The following is a 17,207-nucleotide window of genomic DNA, read 5'->3' on the forward strand; positions in this document are numbered from 1 at the left end:
TGAGGCATTTTCCGGGGGAGCCCTTGTGAAAGATTCACCTGGACAGCACGGAAAGCGTGTGGTCCATCACCTCCGGGGCAAAGGCCAGGTCTACGTGGGCGCGACCGGGGACGAAGCGGTTGTCGGCGCCTTCGAGGCGTGCGGTCGACGGCGGGAACACGATGTTGTCGCAGTTGGTGTACCAGCAGGTCCACGGCGGCCGCGGGTGCGCGGATTCGTGTTGCTGCAAGCCGCGCAACCAGCCGCTGTCCAGGCGCATCTGGCGGCCGTTGGGGCGGCGGCTGAAGCGTCCGAGCCAGGTGCCATGGTGGGGACTGGCGATGGTCACCACGTGCTGCAGACGGTTGGCCGCGCCATGCGTGCGCAGCCAGCTGCGCGCCGCGAGTCCGCCCATGCTGTGGCAGACGAGCACGGGGGGTTTGCCGGTCAACGCCGTCAGGCGTCGGACGGCTTCTTCGACGCAGTCGCCGTTGGCGTCGATCTCGCCGAACACCGGTTCGAGGTTGACTGCGATGTGCGGGACTCCGCGCTCGCGCAGCCTGCGCATCCAGGGCGCCCAGAAGCCGCGATTGCACATGAAGCCATGCAGCAGGACCACGCCGGTGCGCCCCTCGCTTTCTGGCGGAAGGTAATCGTCAACCTCCCGCCAGCGCAGTGGTTGCCGCCAGTAGAAGACCTGGAACAGCTGGCGCGTTTCGCCCAGCCACGCGCGCAGCAGCTGCGCGGGGGAAGCATCGGGGACATCCCGGTCGCCGCGCGCGACCAGGGCGAGCAAGGCGAATTCGATGGCCAGCACGATGGGCGCGAGCAATAGCAGCAGCACAAAGCCGGTCCAGGCGAGCGCCGGCGCACGGCTGGCCCAGAATGCCAGCCAGGCCAGGGCGGCGACCGCCTGGACATAGCCCATGCGGCGCAGGAGTCGGGCAAGCTGGGAGCGGACCGGCATGGCTTCGAGTATCCGCCACGGGATGGCTAGACTGTGGCCTCGATGAACACCGCTGAACGCATCCGGCGCGCCGTTGCCGAAGTCGAACAGTTGCGGCAGGAGAACCAGGCCGTGCCACGCATCCGGGCCGCGGTCTCGGCGGTGAAGACCTTGCAGTCGCGCCGCTTCGGTGGCACCTATGCCGACCTGCTGGCCGGCGGCCCGTACGCGACGGCGACGCGCTTCTTCCTCGAGGAGCTGTACACGGATCGCGACTACGCCGAACGCGATGCGCAGTTCGCGCGCATCGCCGGCGCGATGGAGAAGCTGTTCCCGCGTGACGTGGCGGAGACGGCGGCGGCCCTGGCCGAACTGCATGCCCTGACCGAGTCGCTGGACCACGCGATGGCCATCGCGATGGAGGCCTCGTCCGGCGACGAGGTAGCCCGCTACGTTGCAGCCTGGCGGCGCGTCGGGCGCCGCGCCGAGCGCGAGCGGCAGCTGGAACGCGTGCTGGCGATCGGCCGCGAGATGGGCCGCATCACGCGCCTCCCGGGCCTGCGCCTGATGCTGAAGATGATGCGGGGACCGGCCACCGCGGCAGGGATGGCTTCGCTGCAGCGCTTCCTGGAGGCGGGCTTCGACACCTTTGCGGCCGTCGCGCGATCGCGCGACGGCGTGGCGGTCTTCCTGGCCATGATCGAAGCGCGCGAGCGGGAAGTGCTGCGCCTTCTGTTCGACGCCGAGCCTGTCGCTTGCGAGACCGAACTGGCGCGCATCCTAGGACAAGCCCGCTAGCCCGGCGCGGCAGCTCTTCCCACAATGGACGCCATGGAGCAAGCAATGGACACGCAGCCCAGGCCCTGGCTGGAGAGCTATCCCGAAGGCGTGCCGCACGCGGTGCGGCCGGAACAATACGCGTCGCTCACCCAGCTGCTGGAGGAATCGTTCCGCAAGCACGCGGCGCGTCCCGTCTCCGTGTGCATGGAACACTGGATGACCTATCGCGAGCTGGACGAGCACTCGCGCGCGCTGGGCGCCTGGCTGCAGTCGCGCGGGCTCGAGCCGGGCGCGCGGGTGGCGATCATGCTGCCCAACATCCCGCAGTTCGCGGTGACGATGGCCGCGGTGCTGCGGGCCGGCTATACCTGCGTCAACGTCAACCCGCTCTACACGGCGCGTGAACTGGAACACCAGCTGAAGGACTCGGGCGCGACGGCTATCGTGATCCTGGAGAACTTCGCCAGGACTTTCTCCGAGGTCGCCGACCGAACGCCGGTGAAACACGTGGTGCTGGCCGCGATGGGCGACCTGCTGGGGCCCTGGAACGGGCGCTGGATCACGTTTGCCGTGCGCCACCTCGCGAAGATGGTGCCGCCCTACCGCCTGCCCCTGGACGAAGGCCGCACCGTGACCTCGTTCCCGGCGGCATTGCGCGAAGGGGAAGGACTGCAGTTCCGCAACGTGGAGCAGTCGCTGGATTCGGTGGCTTTCCTGCAGTACACCGGGGGCACGACCGGCCTGTCGAAAGGCGCCGTCCTCACCCACCGCAACATCGTGGCGGCGATCCTGCAGGCGGAGGCCTGGTTCACGCCGGCACTGGGACGCGTGGGCGACGTCAGCCGGGTCAATGCGATCGCGGCCCTGCCGCTGTATCACATCTTCGCGCTGACGCTGTGCCTGCTGGCGATCCGCTGGGGCGCGCACATGACGCTGATTCCCAACCCGCGCGACATCGGCAAGTTCGTCGAGGTGCTGAAGAAGCGCCCTTTCCACATGCTGCCGGCGGTCAACACGCTGTTCAATGCATTGCTGCAGCATCCGCAGTTCCGCTCCGTCGATTTCTCGCAGCTGTCCGTGTCGCAGGCAGGGGGCATGGCCGCTTCCGAGGGGACGGCGCGAGCCTGGCGCCAGGCGACCGGCTGCGTGATGGTCGAGGGTTGGGGCATGAGCGAGACCTGCGCCATCGGCACCAACAATCCGCTGAATACGCGCGAGTTCTCCGGCACGATCGGCCTGCCGCTGCCGGGCATCGACATCGCGATCAAGGACGACGCGGGCGGGTCCCTCCCGCTGGGTGAACGCGGCGAGATCTGCGTCCGCGGCCCCAACGTGATGACGGGCTATTTCCGGCAGCCCGAGGAGAATGCAAAGGCGTTCACGCCCGACGGGTTCCTGCGCACCGGCGACATCGGCGTGATGGACGAGAGGGGCTACACGCGCATCGTCGACCGCAAGAAGGACATGATCCTGGTGAGCGGCTTCAACGTGTTCCCGAACGAGCTGGAGAACGTGATCTCCACCTGTCCGGGCGTCGTCGAATGCGCGGCGATCGGCGTACCGGACGAAAAGCAGGGCGAAGCGATCAAGGTGTTCGTCGTGAAGAACGATCCGACGCTGACCGAGGAAGGCGTCGCCGGGCATTGCCGGCAGCACCTGACCGGCTACAAGCTGCCGAAATACATCGAGTTCCGCGACGAACTGCCCAAGAGCAACGTCGGCAAGATCCTGAGGCGCGAACTGCGTGCGGCCGCCTGAGTTGCTGCCGCAAGGCGTGGCCGTGCACGAGCGCGGTTGGCTGTCTGCCAACCTGATCGTGCTGCAGGGTGCGCAGGGGACAGCCGTCGTTGATACCGGCTACGTGACGCATTCGGACCAGACCTTGGCCTTGGTGCGCGGCGCGCTCGGGGACCGGCCGCTCGACGTCATCGTCAACACGCACCTGCACAGCGATCACTGCGGCGGCAACGCGGCGCTGCAGGCGGCCTATCCGAAGGCGCGTACTTTCATTCCGCCCGGGCTTGCCGCGCATGTGCGCGATTGGGATCCCGTGGCCTTGAGCTACGAGCCGACCGGCCAGAAGTGCCCGCCGTTCCGCATCGATGGAACGCTGCTGCCTGGCAGCGAAGTCCGGCTCGGTGACCTCGCCTGGCAGGTGCATGCGGCGCCGGGCCACGATCCCCACTCGGTGGTGCTGTTCGAGCCGCACAGCCGCGCGCTGCTCTCGGCCGATGCGCTGTGGGAGAACGGGTTTGGCGTCGTTTTCCCCGAACTTGAAGGCGAGCAGGCTTTCAACGAAGTGGCCGCCACGCTGGACCTGATCGCTTCGCTGCAGCCGGCCCTCGTCGTGCCGGGCCACGGAAGCATGTTCACCGACGTGGCCGGCGCCCTGTCGCGCGCGCGCAGCCGGCTCGAAGCGTATCGCTCGCAGCCGACCCGCCACGCGATCCACGCGGCCAAGGTGCTGCTGAAGTTCAAGTTGCTGGAAGTCCAGCGCCTGCCGTGGGACGAGTTCGTCGCTTGGGCCGTGGCCACCCCTTACTTTCGACTGGTGCGTGAACGCTGGTTTCCGGGGCAATCGCTGCCGGGCTGGGTGCAGCAGCTGTACGCCGAATTGGCGGAATCGGGCGCTGCCGGGCGGGAGCCTGGCTTCGCGACGAATCGTTGAAGCCTCACTATCATCCTGGAATGATGCCGTCCTATCCTCTCCATCGATCGGCCGCCGCCCTGGTGCTGGCGCTCGGCGCGCTTGCGTGCCTTCCTGCCGCGGCGGCTGTGCCGGCGCATTCCAAGATCGGCTGGGTCACAGCGTCCACGGATGCCGAAGTCGACAAGGCCTTTGCCCAGGCGCGGCAGACCGGGCGGCCGGTCTACCTGTACTGGGGCGCGGTCTGGTGCCCTCCTTGCAACCAGGTGAAGGCGACGCTGTTCAACCGGCCCGACTTCGCCGAGCGCTCGCGTGCGTTCATCCCGGTGTACGTGGATGGCGACCGGCCGGGGGCGCAGAAGATCGCGTCGCGCTTCAAGGTGTCGGGCTATCCGACGATGGTGGTGTTCCGTCCGGACGGAACCGAGATCACACGCTTGCCGGGCGAAGTCGATCCCCAGCGTTACCTGCTGACCTTGAGCGCCGCCCTCAACGCCCAGGCGCCGGTGAAGGATCTGGTGGCGCGCGCGCAGGCCGGCCAGAAGCTGACCGACGAGCAGTGGAACCTGCTGGCCTTCTATTCGTGGGACACCGACGAGCAGCAAGTGATGCCGAATGCGGAACTCGGCAAGCGGCTCGGGGAGCTGGCCGCGCACGTGCCTGCGAACCTGCCCCAACTGCGCGATCGACTCGCACTGAAGGCCATCGCGGCTCGCATCGACGGTCCGGCCGATGCGGCGGTGGCGCAGGCCGATCGCGCCGCGGTTGAGCGCATGCTGGCGGATCCGGAGAGCGTCCGGCAGCAGTGGGATCAGCTGTCCGCCGTTTCGGACAAGTTCGTGAAGTACCTGGCGCCCGATCCGACCGCTCGGGTGACGCTGGCTGCTTCCTGGGAGAAGGCGCTCGCGCGCCGGATTTCCGAAGGCGGCCTTTCCAACTCGGAACAGGTCGATGGGCTGTATGCGCGCGTGGTCCTGCTGAAACTTGCCGAGCGCAGCGAAACCCTGTCTCCTGCTCGCGTCGCTGAGATGCAGAAGGAAGTGGCGCGGGTGGTTGCCGCCACGACCGACCGGTACGAACGGCAAGCCGTCGTCCCCAGCGCCGCTCACGTACTTTCGCGCTCCGGGCTGCTGGATGCCTCGGATGCGATGCTCAAGGCCGAACTGCCGCGCGCGGTGGCGCCCTACTATCACATGCTTGCGCTGGCGGACAACGCCAAGACGCGGAAGGATGCCAAGACAGCGTTGTCCTGGTATGAGCAAGCGTGGAAGGCTTCGGAAGGTCCGGCCACGCGCGTCCAGTGGGGCACCAATTACGTTCGCAACATCATCGAATTGACGCCTAACGACATCCAACGGATCTCTACTGCTTCACGCGCCGTGGTCGGCGGTCTCGAGCCGAAAGGCGAAACCTTCTTCGAGCGCAACCAGCGATCGCTGCAGCGCATGGCCAAGCGCATGGCCGAGTGGCAGGGCGCCGATGCGAGCCGATCTCAAGTCGTGACGCAGGTGCGCGTCGACCTGGAGAAGGTTTGCAAGAAGGTGCCGGCGAAAGACGCCGGGCGGGGCAACTGCGAACAGGTCTTCAACGCCAAGGAAGCGACCAGTTCCTGACTCTCCGCGACTTCACGGAAAGCGGCCCTTGCGGCCGCTTTTTTTTCGCGGGCTTTTCCGTCTCGGAAAAAGAAAAGGCCCGTCATTTCTGACGGGCCTCTCTCGCTATAACAGCCTGACGATGTCCTACTTTCACACGGGAACCCGCACTATCATCGGCGCAGAGGCGTTTCACTGTCCTGTTCGGGATGGGAAGGAGTGGGACCACCTCGCTATGGTCATCAGGCATAACTTTTTGCCATCTTGCTTTTGGGGCAAGACAGCCAATTCATAGAGTCTTATCAGCTTGGTGCTTGGGAGCACCGGTATTTGATTGCGTTCAACCCTGGCATAACACCTTGATCGGTCTGATCAAAGTTATAGGGTCAAGCCGCACGAGCAATTAGTATCAGTTAGCTTAACGCATTACTGCGCTTCCACACCTGACCTATCAACGTCCTGGTCTAGAACGACTCTTCAGGGGGCTCAAGGCCCCGGCAGATCTCATCTTGAAACGAGTTTCCCGCTTAGATGCTTTCAGCGGTTATCTCTTCCGCACTTAGCTACCCTGCAATGCCACTGGCGTGACAACAGGTACACCAGAGGTGCGTCCACTCCGGTCCTCTCGTACTAGGAGCAGGCTTCCTCAAATCTGCAGCGCCCACGGAAGATAGGGACCAAACTGTCTCACGACGTTTTAAACCCAGCTCACGTACCTCTTTAAATGGCGAACAGCCATACCCTTGGGACCGGCTACAGCCCCAGGATGAGATGAGCCGACATCGAGGTGCCAAACACCGCCGTCGATATGAACTCTTGGGCGGTATCAGCCTGTTATCCCCAGAGTACCTTTTATCCGTTGAGCGATGGCCCTTCCATACAGAACCACCGGATCACTATGTCCTGCTTTCGCATCTGCTCGACTTGTCAGTCTCGCAGTTAAGCACGCTTATGCCATTGCACTATCGTCACGATGTCCGACCGTAACTAGCGTACCTTCGAACTCCTCCGTTACGCTTTGGGAGGAGACCGCCCCAGTCAAACTGCCTACCATGCACTGTCCCCGGCCCGGATAACGGGCCTAGGTTAGAACCTCAAACGCACCAGGGTGGTATTTCAACGTTGGCTCCACCAGATCTAGCGACCCGGCTTCAAAGCCTCCCACCTATCCTACACAGATCCGTTCAAAGTCCAATACAAAGCTACAGTAAAGGTTCATGGGGTCTTTCCGTCTTTCCGCGGGGAGATTGCATCATCACAAACATTTCAACTTCGCTGAGTCTCGGGAGGAGACAGTGTGGCCATCGTTACGCCATTCGTGCAGGTCGGAACTTACCCGACAAGGAATTTCGCTACCTTAGGACCGTTATAGTTACGGCCGCCGTTTACTGGGACTTCGATCAAGAGCTTGCACCCCATCACTTAATCTTCCAGCACCGGGCAGGCGTCACACCCTATACGTCCACTTTCGTGTTTGCAGAGTGCTGTGTTTTTATTAAACAGTCGCAGCCACCGATTTTTTGCAACCTCATTGGGCTCCATCCGCGAGGGACTTCACCTACTAAAGGCACACCTTCTTCCGAAGTTACGGTGTCAATTTGCCGAGTTCCTTCTCCCGAGTTCTCTCAAGCGCCTGAGAATACTCATCTCGCGCACCAGTGTCGGTTTGCGGTACGGTCGTGTGTAGCTGAAGCTTAGTGGCTTTTCCTGGAAGCAGGGTATCACTCACTTCGGCGGCAAGCCGCCTCGTTATCACCCCTCATCTAAGCCCGGCGGATTTACCTACCAGGCACGACTACAGGCTTGAACCGGGACATCCAACACCCGGCCGAGTTAACCTTCTCCGTCCCCACATCGCACTACACATCGGTACAGGAATATTGACCTGTTTCCCATCAGCTACGCATCTCTGCCTCGCCTTAGGGGCCGACTCACTCTACGCCGATGAACGTTGCGTAGAAAACCTTGCGCTTACGGCGAGCGGGCTTTTCACCCGCTTTAACGCTACTCATGTCAGCATTCGCACTTCTGATACCTCCAGCATCCCTCTCGAGACACCTTCACAGGCTTACAGAACGCTCTCCTACCACTTGCACTTGCGTGCAAATCCGCAGCTTCGGTAACTGGCTTAGCCCCGTTACATCTTCCGCGCAGGACGACTCGATCAGTGAGCTATTACGCTTTCTTTAAATGATGGCTGCTTCTAAGCCAACATCCTGACTGTTTTAGCCTTCCCACTTCGTTTCCCACTTAGCCAATTTTAGGGACCTTAGCTGGCGGTCTGGGTTGTTTCCCTCTTGAGTCCGGACGTTAGCACCCGGTGCTCTGTCTCCCGCGCTGTACTCTTCGGTATTCGGAGTTTGCCTTGGTTTGGTAAGTCGCCATGACCCCCTAGCCAAAACAGTGCTCTACCCCCGAAGGTAATACGCGAGGCACTACCTAAATAGTTTTCGGAGAGAACCAGCTATTTCCAAGTTTGTTTAGCCTTTCACCCCTATCCACAGCTCATCCGCTAGTTTTGCAACACTAGTCGGTTCGGACCTCCAGTACCTGTTACGGCACCTTCATCCTGGCCATGGATAGATCACTTGGTTTCGGGTCTACACCCAGCGACTAGACGCCCTGTTCGGACTCGGTTTCCCTACGCCTTCCCTATTCGGTTAAGCTTGCCACTGAATGTAAGTCGCTGACCCATTATACAAAAGGTACGCAGTCACCCTTGCGGGCTCCTACTTTTTGTAAGCATGCGGTTTCAGGATCTATTTCACTCCCCGCCTGGGGTTCTTTTCGCCTTTCCCTCACGGTACTAGTTCACTATCGGTCGATTACGAGTATTTAGCCTTGGAGGATGGTCCCCCCATCTTCAGACAGGATTTCTCGTGTCCCGCCCTACTTTTCGCTAGCTCAGTACCACACAGATCTTTTCGCGTACGGGGCTATCACCCTCTGTAGCCGGCCTTTCCAAGCCGTTCCGCTAAGTTCTGCGCTATCACTAGCAGGCTGTTCCGATTTCGCTCGCCACTACTTTCGGAATCTCGGTTGATGTCTATTCCTCGAGCTACTGAGATGTTTCAGTTCACCCGGTTCGCCTCGCATGACTATGTATTCATCATGCGATACCCCTAAGGGTGGGTTTCCCCATTCGGAAATCTCCGGATCAAAGCTTATTTGCCAGCTCCCCGAAGCTTATCGCAGGCTATCACGTCCTTCGTCGCCTGTAATCGCCAAGGCATCCACCACATGCTCTTATTCACTTGACCCTATAACTTTGACCCCTCTCACGAGGATTCACAGTCAATCAAGGAATCGCGAGGTCTTTCACCTCGCGCGTTATGCCGTCTTCATACTTTCGGTTTGATCCGAAATTGAAGTCTGGTTGACGCAATCAAAAAATTGTCATTGGCGGCACGGTCTGCCATGAAGCAGTTTCCGCCAATAACGCTGATTCGACTCTATGAATTGTTAAAGAACAGCCGATTGACACCAGGAGATCCTGGAGTCAACAACAAAGCAGCCTGGCGAAGCGCCAAGCCGCTTTGGTGTTGATCTATTTCGATAATGTTGTTTGGTGGAGGATGACGGGATCGAACCGACGACCCCCTGCTTGCAAAGCAGGTGCTCTCCCAGCTGAGCTAATCCCCCAGGAATTTGGATCCAGTGGAGATGGTGGGTCTGGTTGGTCTCGAACCAACGACCCCCGCCTTATCAAGACGGTGCTCTAACCAACTGAGCTACAGACCCAGGCCGGTCGCTTAAACGAGCAGTACGCCGCTGGCGACATCTTCCAACAACCGATAAGTGTGAGCGTTTGAGCTTGAACTGCTAGTGTTTCCAGAAAGGAGGTGATCCAGCCGCACCTTCCGATACGGCTACCTTGTTACGACTTCACCCCAGTCACGAACCCTGCCGTGGTAATCGCCCTCCTTGCGGTTAGGCTAACTACTTCTGGCAGAACCCGCTCCCATGGTGTGACGGGCGGTGTGTACAAGACCCGGGAACGTATTCACCGCGACATGCTGATCCGCGATTACTAGCGATTCCGACTTCACGCAGTCGAGTTGCAGACTGCGATCCGGACTACGACTGGTTTTATGGGATTAGCTCCCCCTCGCGGGTTGGCAACCCTCTGTACCAGCCATTGTATGACGTGTGTAGCCCTACCCATAAGGGCCATGAGGACTTGACGTCATCCCCACCTTCCTCCGGTTTGTCACCGGCAGTCTCATTAGAGTGCCCTTTCGTAGCAACTAATGACAAGGGTTGCGCTCGTTGCGGGACTTAACCCAACATCTCACGACACGAGCTGACGACAGCCATGCAGCACCTGTGTTCTGGCTCTCTTTCGAGCACTCCCACATCTCTGCGGGATTCCAGACATGTCAAGGGTAGGTAAGGTTTTTCGCGTTGCATCGAATTAAACCACATCATCCACCGCTTGTGCGGGTCCCCGTCAATTCCTTTGAGTTTCAACCTTGCGGCCGTACTCCCCAGGCGGTCAACTTCACGCGTTAGCTTCGTTACTGAGTCAGTGAAGACCCAACAACCAGTTGACATCGTTTAGGGCGTGGACTACCAGGGTATCTAATCCTGTTTGCTCCCCACGCTTTCGTGCATGAGCGTCAGTACAGGTCCAGGGGATTGCCTTCGCCATCGGTGTTCCTCCGCATATCTACGCATTTCACTGCTACACGCGGAATTCCATCCCCCTCTACCGTACTCTAGCTATGCAGTCACAAATGCAGTTCCCAGGTTAAGCCCGGGGATTTCACACCTGTCTTACATAACCGCCTGCGCACGCTTTACGCCCAGTAATTCCGATTAACGCTTGCACCCTACGTATTACCGCGGCTGCTGGCACGTAGTTAGCCGGTGCTTATTCTTACGGTACCGTCATGAGCCCTCTGTATTAGAAAAGGCCTTTTCGTTCCGTACAAAAGCAGTTTACAACCCGAGGGCCTTCATCCTGCACGCGGAATGGCTGGATCAGGCTTGCGCCCATTGTCCAAAATTCCCCACTGCTGCCTCCCGTAGGAGTCTGGGCCGTGTCTCAGTCCCAGTGTGGCTGGTCGTCCTCTCAGACCAGCTACAGATCGTCGGCTTGGTGAGCCTTTACCCCACCAACTACCTAATCTGCCATCGGCCGCTCCAATTGCGCGAGGTCTTGCGATCCCCCGCTTTCAACCTCAGTTCGTATGCGGTATTAGCGTAGCTTTCGCTACGTTATCCCCCACAACTGGGCACGTTCCGATGTATTACTCACCCGTTCGCCACTCGCCACCAGGGTTGCCCCCGTGCTGCCGTTCGACTTGCATGTGTAAAGCATTCCGCCAGCGTTCAATCTGAGCCAGGATCAAACTCTACAGTTCGATCTTGATGTTTGCTCAATAGGAATCGAAGTGAACTTCACTTCTTCTCTCTATGAGCGTTTGATTTGTTCCGAAGAACTTGGCAGCTCGCCATCAAACGCCCACGCTTATCGGCTGTATGTTTTTAATGAACCCGCAAGAATTACCAGCTTTGCGCTTCGTCTTCTTGCCAACCCCGCTGCGATCAGCGAAGCCCTCGATTATGACAGATTTTAGGAAGGCCCGTCAACTTCTCAGGGTTTTCGCTGATTGACTGGACTGCCTCCGCAGCCGCTTGCTTCTTCAGCGAAGCCTTGAATTCTAGCACGCTTTTCGCGTTCTCATCAATGCTCGTTTGCGGAGCACTGATGAGAACGCCCCGTCCGTAGACGGGGCGCCTCGCTATAACAGCCTGACGATGTCCTACTTTCACACGGGAACCCGCACTATCATCGGCGCAGAGGCGTTTCACTGTCCTGTTCGGGATGGGAAGGAGTGGGACCACCTCGCTATGGTCATCAGGCATAACTTTTTGCCATCTTGCTTTTGGGGCAAGACAGCCAATTCATAGAGTCTTATCAGCTTGGTGCTTGGGAGCACCGGTATTTGATTGCGTTCAACCCTGGCATAACACCTTGATCGGTCTGATCAAAGTTATAGGGTCAAGCCGCACGAGCAATTAGTATCAGTTAGCTTAACGCATTACTGCGCTTCCACACCTGACCTATCAACGTCCTGGTCTAGAACGACTCTTCAGGGGGCTCAAGGCCCCGGCAGATCTCATCTTGAAACGAGTTTCCCGCTTAGATGCTTTCAGCGGTTATCTCTTCCGCACTTAGCTACCCTGCAATGCCACTGGCGTGACAACAGGTACACCAGAGGTGCGTCCACTCCGGTCCTCTCGTACTAGGAGCAGGCTTCCTCAAATCTGCAGCGCCCACGGAAGATAGGGACCAAACTGTCTCACGACGTTTTAAACCCAGCTCACGTACCTCTTTAAATGGCGAACAGCCATACCCTTGGGACCGGCTACAGCCCCAGGATGAGATGAGCCGACATCGAGGTGCCAAACACCGCCGTCGATATGAACTCTTGGGCGGTATCAGCCTGTTATCCCCAGAGTACCTTTTATCCGTTGAGCGATGGCCCTTCCATACAGAACCACCGGATCACTATGTCCTGCTTTCGCATCTGCTCGACTTGTCAGTCTCGCAGTTAAGCACGCTTATGCCATTGCACTATCGTCACGATGTCCGACCGTAACTAGCGTACCTTCGAACTCCTCCGTTACGCTTTGGGAGGAGACCGCCCCAGTCAAACTGCCTACCATGCACTGTCCCCGGCCCGGATAACGGGCCTAGGTTAGAACCTCAAACGCACCAGGGTGGTATTTCAACGTTGGCTCCACCAGATCTAGCGACCCGGCTTCAAAGCCTCCCACCTATCCTACACAGATCCGTTCAAAGTCCAATACAAAGCTACAGTAAAGGTTCATGGGGTCTTTCCGTCTTTCCGCGGGGAGATTGCATCATCACAAACATTTCAACTTCGCTGAGTCTCGGGAGGAGACAGTGTGGCCATCGTTACGCCATTCGTGCAGGTCGGAACTTACCCGACAAGGAATTTCGCTACCTTAGGACCGTTATAGTTACGGCCGCCGTTTACTGGGACTTCGATCAAGAGCTTGCACCCCATCACTTAATCTTCCAGCACCGGGCAGGCGTCACACCCTATACGTCCACTTTCGTGTTTGCAGAGTGCTGTGTTTTTATTAAACAGTCGCAGCCACCGATTTTTTGCAACCTCATTGGGCTCCATCCGCGAGGGACTTCACCTACTAAAGGCACACCTTCTTCCGAAGTTACGGTGTCAATTTGCCGAGTTCCTTCTCCCGAGTTCTCTCAAGCGCCTGAGAATACTCATCTCGCGCACCAGTGTCGGTTTGCGGTACGGTCGTGTGTAGCTGAAGCTTAGTGGCTTTTCCTGGAAGCAGGGTATCACTCACTTCGGCGGCAAGCCGCCTCGTTATCACCCCTCATCTAAGCCCGGCGGATTTACCTACCAGGCACGACTACAGGCTTGAACCGGGACATCCAACACCCGGCCGAGTTAACCTTCTCCGTCCCCACATCGCACTACACATCGGTACAGGAATATTGACCTGTTTCCCATCAGCTACGCATCTCTGCCTCGCCTTAGGGGCCGACTCACTCTACGCCGATGAACGTTGCGTAGAAAACCTTGCGCTTACGGCGAGCGGGCTTTTCACCCGCTTTAACGCTACTCATGTCAGCATTCGCACTTCTGATACCTCCAGCATCCCTCTCGAGACACCTTCACAGGCTTACAGAACGCTCTCCTACCACTTGCACTTGCGTGCAAATCCGCAGCTTCGGTAACTGGCTTAGCCCCGTTACATCTTCCGCGCAGGACGACTCGATCAGTGAGCTATTACGCTTTCTTTAAATGATGGCTGCTTCTAAGCCAACATCCTGACTGTTTTAGCCTTCCCACTTCGTTTCCCACTTAGCCAATTTTAGGGACCTTAGCTGGCGGTCTGGGTTGTTTCCCTCTTGAGTCCGGACGTTAGCACCCGGTGCTCTGTCTCCCGCGCTGTACTCTTCGGTATTCGGAGTTTGCCTTGGTTTGGTAAGTCGCCATGACCCCCTAGCCAAAACAGTGCTCTACCCCCGAAGGTAATACGCGAGGCACTACCTAAATAGTTTTCGGAGAGAACCAGCTATTTCCAAGTTTGTTTAGCCTTTCACCCCTATCCACAGCTCATCCGCTAGTTTTGCAACACTAGTCGGTTCGGACCTCCAGTACCTGTTACGGCACCTTCATCCTGGCCATGGATAGATCACTTGGTTTCGGGTCTACACCCAGCGACTAGACGCCCTGTTCGGACTCGGTTTCCCTACGCCTTCCCTATTCGGTTAAGCTTGCCACTGAATGTAAGTCGCTGACCCATTATACAAAAGGTACGCAGTCACCCTTGCGGGCTCCTACTTTTTGTAAGCATGCGGTTTCAGGATCTATTTCACTCCCCGCCTGGGGTTCTTTTCGCCTTTCCCTCACGGTACTAGTTCACTATCGGTCGATTACGAGTATTTAGCCTTGGAGGATGGTCCCCCCATCTTCAGACAGGATTTCTCGTGTCCCGCCCTACTTTTCGCTAGCTCAGTACCACACAGATCTTTTCGCGTACGGGGCTATCACCCTCTGTAGCCGGCCTTTCCAAGCCGTTCCGCTAAGTTCTGCGCTATCACTAGCAGGCTGTTCCGATTTCGCTCGCCACTACTTTCGGAATCTCGGTTGATGTCTATTCCTCGAGCTACTGAGATGTTTCAGTTCACCCGGTTCGCCTCGCATGACTATGTATTCATCATGCGATACCCCTAAGGGTGGGTTTCCCCATTCGGAAATCTCCGGATCAAAGCTTATTTGCCAGCTCCCCGAAGCTTATCGCAGGCTATCACGTCCTTCGTCGCCTGTAATCGCCAAGGCATCCACCACATGCTCTTATTCACTTGACCCTATAACTTTGACCCCTCTCACGAGGATTCACAGTCAATCAAGGAATCGCGAGGTCTTTCACCTCGCGCGTTATGCCGTCTTCATACTTTCGGTTTGATCCGAAATTGAAGTCTGGTTGACGCAATCAAAAAATTGTCATTGGCGGCACGGTCTGCCATGAAGCAGTTTCCGCCAATAACGCTGATTCGACTCTATGAATTGTTAAAGAACAGCCGATTGACACCAGGAGATCCTGGAGTCAACAACAAAGCAGCCTGGCGAAGCGCCAAGCCGCTTTGGTGTTGATCTATTTCGATAATGTTGTTTGGTGGAGGATGACGGGATCGAACCGACGACCCCCTGCTTGCAAAGCAGGTGCTCTCCCAGCTGAGCTAATCCCCCAGGAATTTGGATCCAGTGGAGATGGTGGGTCTGGTTGGTCTCGAACCAACGACCCCCGCCTTATCAAGACGGTGCTCTAACCAACTGAGCTACAGACCCAGGCCGGTCGCTTAAACGAGCAGTACGCCGCTGGCGACATCTTCCAACAACCGATAAGTGTGAGCGTTTGAGCTTGAACTGCTAGTGTTTCCAGAAAGGAGGTGATCCAGCCGCACCTTCCGATACGGCTACCTTGTTACGACTTCACCCCAGTCACGAACCCTGCCGTGGTAATCGCCCTCCTTGCGGTTAGGCTAACTACTTCTGGCAGAACCCGCTCCCATGGTGTGACGGGCGGTGTGTACAAGACCCGGGAACGTATTCACCGCGACATGCTGATCCGCGATTACTAGCGATTCCGACTTCACGCAGTCGAGTTGCAGACTGCGATCCGGACTACGACTGGTTTTATGGGATTAGCTCCCCCTCGCGGGTTGGCAACCCTCTGTACCAGCCATTGTATGACGTGTGTAGCCCTACCCATAAGGGCCATGAGGACTTGACGTCATCCCCACCTTCCTCCGGTTTGTCACCGGCAGTCTCATTAGAGTGCCCTTTCGTAGCAACTAATGACAAGGGTTGCGCTCGTTGCGGGACTTAACCCAACATCTCACGACACGAGCTGACGACAGCCATGCAGCACCTGTGTTCTGGCTCTCTTTCGAGCACTCCCACATCTCTGCGGGATTCCAGACATGTCAAGGGTAGGTAAGGTTTTTCGCGTTGCATCGAATTAAACCACATCATCCACCGCTTGTGCGGGTCCCCGTCAATTCCTTTGAGTTTCAACCTTGCGGCCGTACTCCCCAGGCGGTCAACTTCACGCGTTAGCTTCGTTACTGAGTCAGTGAAGACCCAACAACCAGTTGACATCGTTTAGGGCGTGGACTACCAGGGTATCTAATCCTGTTTGCTCCCCACGCTTTCGTGCATGAGCGTCAGTACAGGTCCAGGGGATTGCCTTCGCCATCGGTGTTCCTCCGCATATCTACGCATTTCACTGCTACACGCGGAATTCCATCCCCCTCTACCGTACTCTAGCTATGCAGTCACAAATGCAGTTCCCAGGTTAAGCCCGGGGATTTCACACCTGTCTTACATAACCGCCTGCGCACGCTTTACGCCCAGTAATTCCGATTAACGCTTGCACCCTACGTATTACCGCGGCTGCTGGCACGTAGTTAGCCGGTGCTTATTCTTACGGTACCGTCATGAGCCCTCTGTATTAGAAAAGGCCTTTTCGTTCCGTACAAAAGCAGTTTACAACCCGAGGGCCTTCATCCTGCACGCGGAATGGCTGGATCAGGCTTGCGCCCATTGTCCAAAATTCCCCACTGCTGCCTCCCGTAGGAGTCTGGGCCGTGTCTCAGTCCCAGTGTGGCTGGTCGTCCTCTCAGACCAGCTACAGATCGTCGGCTTGGTGAGCCTTTACCCCACCAACTACCTAATCTGCCATCGGCCGCTCCAATTGCGCGAGGTCTTGCGATCCCCCGCTTTCAACCTCAGTTCGTATGCGGTATTAGCGTAGCTTTCGCTACGTTATCCCCCACAACTGGGCACGTTCCGATGTATTACTCACCCGTTCGCCACTCGCCACCAGGGTTGCCCCCGTGCTGCCGTTCGACTTGCATGTGTAAAGCATTCCGCCAGCGTTCAATCTGAGCCAGGATCAAACTCTACAGTTCGATCTTGATGTTTGCTCAATAGGAATCGAAGTGAACTTCACTTCTTCTCTCTATGAGCGTTTGATTTGTTCCGAAGAACTTGGCAGCTCGCCATCAAACGCCCACGCTTATCGGCTGTATGTTTTTAATGAACCCGCAAGAATCACCAGCTTTGCGCTTCGTCTTCTTGCTAACCCCGCTGCGATCAGCGAAGCCCTCGATTATGACAGATTTTTTAGCAGTCCGTCAAGCTCTTAGAAATTTTTTCGCTTCGTTCGATTGGCGTCTTGCGTTGCC

At 58.0% G+C, this 17,207-nt stretch carries 7 protein-coding genes, 4 tRNA genes and 6 rRNA genes; 6 read left to right on the forward strand and 11 right to left on the reverse strand.

Going from position 1 to position 17,207, the window contains the following annotated elements; genetic code table 11:
• Positions 1 to 34 precede the first annotated feature (34 nt).
• The gene (locus tag LZ009_RS02295) at positions 35 to 946 is read right to left on the reverse strand and encodes an esterase/lipase family protein (RefSeq protein WP_275696261.1); all 912 of its coding nucleotides are present in this window, start codon (positions 944 to 946) and stop codon (positions 35 to 37) included.
• Between the two features lie 42 nt (positions 947 to 988).
• On the opposite strand from LZ009_RS02295, the gene LZ009_RS02300 reads away from it, so the two are divergent.
• Genes LZ009_RS02300 through LZ009_RS02315 form a run of 4 tightly spaced genes read left to right on the forward strand, consistent with a single transcriptional unit; the run spans position 989 to position 5,965 of the window.
• Complete coding sequence (locus LZ009_RS02300) at positions 989 to 1,723, forward strand: FFLEELY motif protein (protein ID WP_275696262.1); 735 nt, start codon at positions 989 to 991, stop codon at positions 1,721 to 1,723.
• A gap of 33 nt (positions 1,724 to 1,756) precedes the next feature.
• Positions 1,757 to 3,463: an AMP-binding protein gene (locus LZ009_RS02305; RefSeq protein ID WP_275696263.1), complete on the forward strand. Its 1,707-nt coding sequence runs from the start codon at positions 1,757 to 1,759 to the stop codon at positions 3,461 to 3,463.
• Entirely contained in the window at positions 3,450 to 4,373 is a 924-nt protein-coding gene (locus tag LZ009_RS02310) for an MBL fold metallo-hydrolase (RefSeq protein ID WP_275696264.1), read from the forward strand. Before LZ009_RS02305 ends, LZ009_RS02310 begins: the two co-directional genes overlap by 14 nt.
• A gap of 20 nt (positions 4,374 to 4,393) precedes the next feature.
• The gene (locus LZ009_RS02315) at positions 4,394 to 5,965 is read left to right on the forward strand and encodes a thioredoxin family protein (RefSeq protein WP_275696265.1); all 1,572 of its coding nucleotides are present in this window, start codon (positions 4,394 to 4,396) and stop codon (positions 5,963 to 5,965) included.
• Between the two features lie 113 nt (positions 5,966 to 6,078).
• On the opposite strand, the gene rrf (LZ009_RS02320) is transcribed toward LZ009_RS02315, so the two are convergent.
• From rrf (LZ009_RS02320) to LZ009_RS02340, 5 genes are all read right to left on the reverse strand, one after another.
• A 5S ribosomal RNA gene (gene rrf / locus LZ009_RS02320) occupies positions 6,079 to 6,191 on the reverse strand.
• Between the two features lie 135 nt (positions 6,192 to 6,326).
• A 23S ribosomal RNA gene (locus LZ009_RS02325) occupies positions 6,327 to 9,204 on the reverse strand.
• Positions 9,205 to 9,510: 306 nt separating this feature from the next.
• Positions 9,511 to 9,586, reverse strand: a tRNA-Ala gene (locus LZ009_RS02330).
• Positions 9,587 to 9,608: 22 nt separating this feature from the next.
• Positions 9,609 to 9,685, reverse strand: a tRNA-Ile gene (locus tag LZ009_RS02335).
• Between the two features lie 94 nt (positions 9,686 to 9,779).
• Positions 9,780 to 11,310, reverse strand: a 16S ribosomal RNA gene (locus tag LZ009_RS02340).
• A gap of 30 nt (positions 11,311 to 11,340) precedes the next feature.
• On the opposite strand from LZ009_RS02340, the gene LZ009_RS02345 reads away from it, so the two are divergent.
• Complete coding sequence (locus LZ009_RS02345) at positions 11,341 to 11,526, forward strand: hypothetical protein (RefSeq protein WP_275696266.1); 186 nt, start codon at positions 11,341 to 11,343, stop codon at positions 11,524 to 11,526.
• Positions 11,527 to 11,699: 173 nt separating this feature from the next.
• Here LZ009_RS02345 and rrf (LZ009_RS02350) read toward each other — a convergent pair.
• The 5 genes from rrf (LZ009_RS02350) to LZ009_RS02370 all read right to left on the reverse strand — a co-directional run bounded on the left by rrf (LZ009_RS02350) (position 11,700) and on the right by LZ009_RS02370 (position 16,931).
• A 5S ribosomal RNA gene (gene rrf / locus LZ009_RS02350) occupies positions 11,700 to 11,812 on the reverse strand.
• A 135-nt stretch (positions 11,813 to 11,947) separates the two neighbouring features.
• A 23S ribosomal RNA gene (locus LZ009_RS02355) occupies positions 11,948 to 14,825 on the reverse strand.
• 306 nt (positions 14,826 to 15,131) lie between these two features.
• Positions 15,132 to 15,207: transfer RNA gene (locus LZ009_RS02360), tRNA-Ala, on the reverse strand.
• Between the two features lie 22 nt (positions 15,208 to 15,229).
• A tRNA-Ile gene (locus LZ009_RS02365) sits at positions 15,230 to 15,306 on the reverse strand.
• A gap of 94 nt (positions 15,307 to 15,400) precedes the next feature.
• Positions 15,401 to 16,931: ribosomal RNA gene (locus LZ009_RS02370) — 16S ribosomal RNA — on the reverse strand.
• The 16S, 23S and 5S rRNA genes sit together here with 4 tRNA genes alongside, the layout of an rRNA operon.
• Before the next feature lie 30 nt (positions 16,932 to 16,961).
• Here LZ009_RS02370 and LZ009_RS02375 point away from each other — a divergent pair.
• On the forward strand, positions 16,962 to 17,168 hold the full coding sequence (locus tag LZ009_RS02375) for a hypothetical protein (RefSeq protein ID WP_275696267.1): 207 nt from the start codon (positions 16,962 to 16,964) through the stop codon (positions 17,166 to 17,168).
• The last annotated feature ends 39 nt before the right edge of the window (positions 17,169 to 17,207 follow it).

It is taken from the genome of Ramlibacter paludis (genome assembly GCF_022012305.1).
Taxonomy (GTDB): Bacteria; Pseudomonadota; Gammaproteobacteria; order Burkholderiales; family Burkholderiaceae_C; genus Ramlibacter; species Ramlibacter paludis.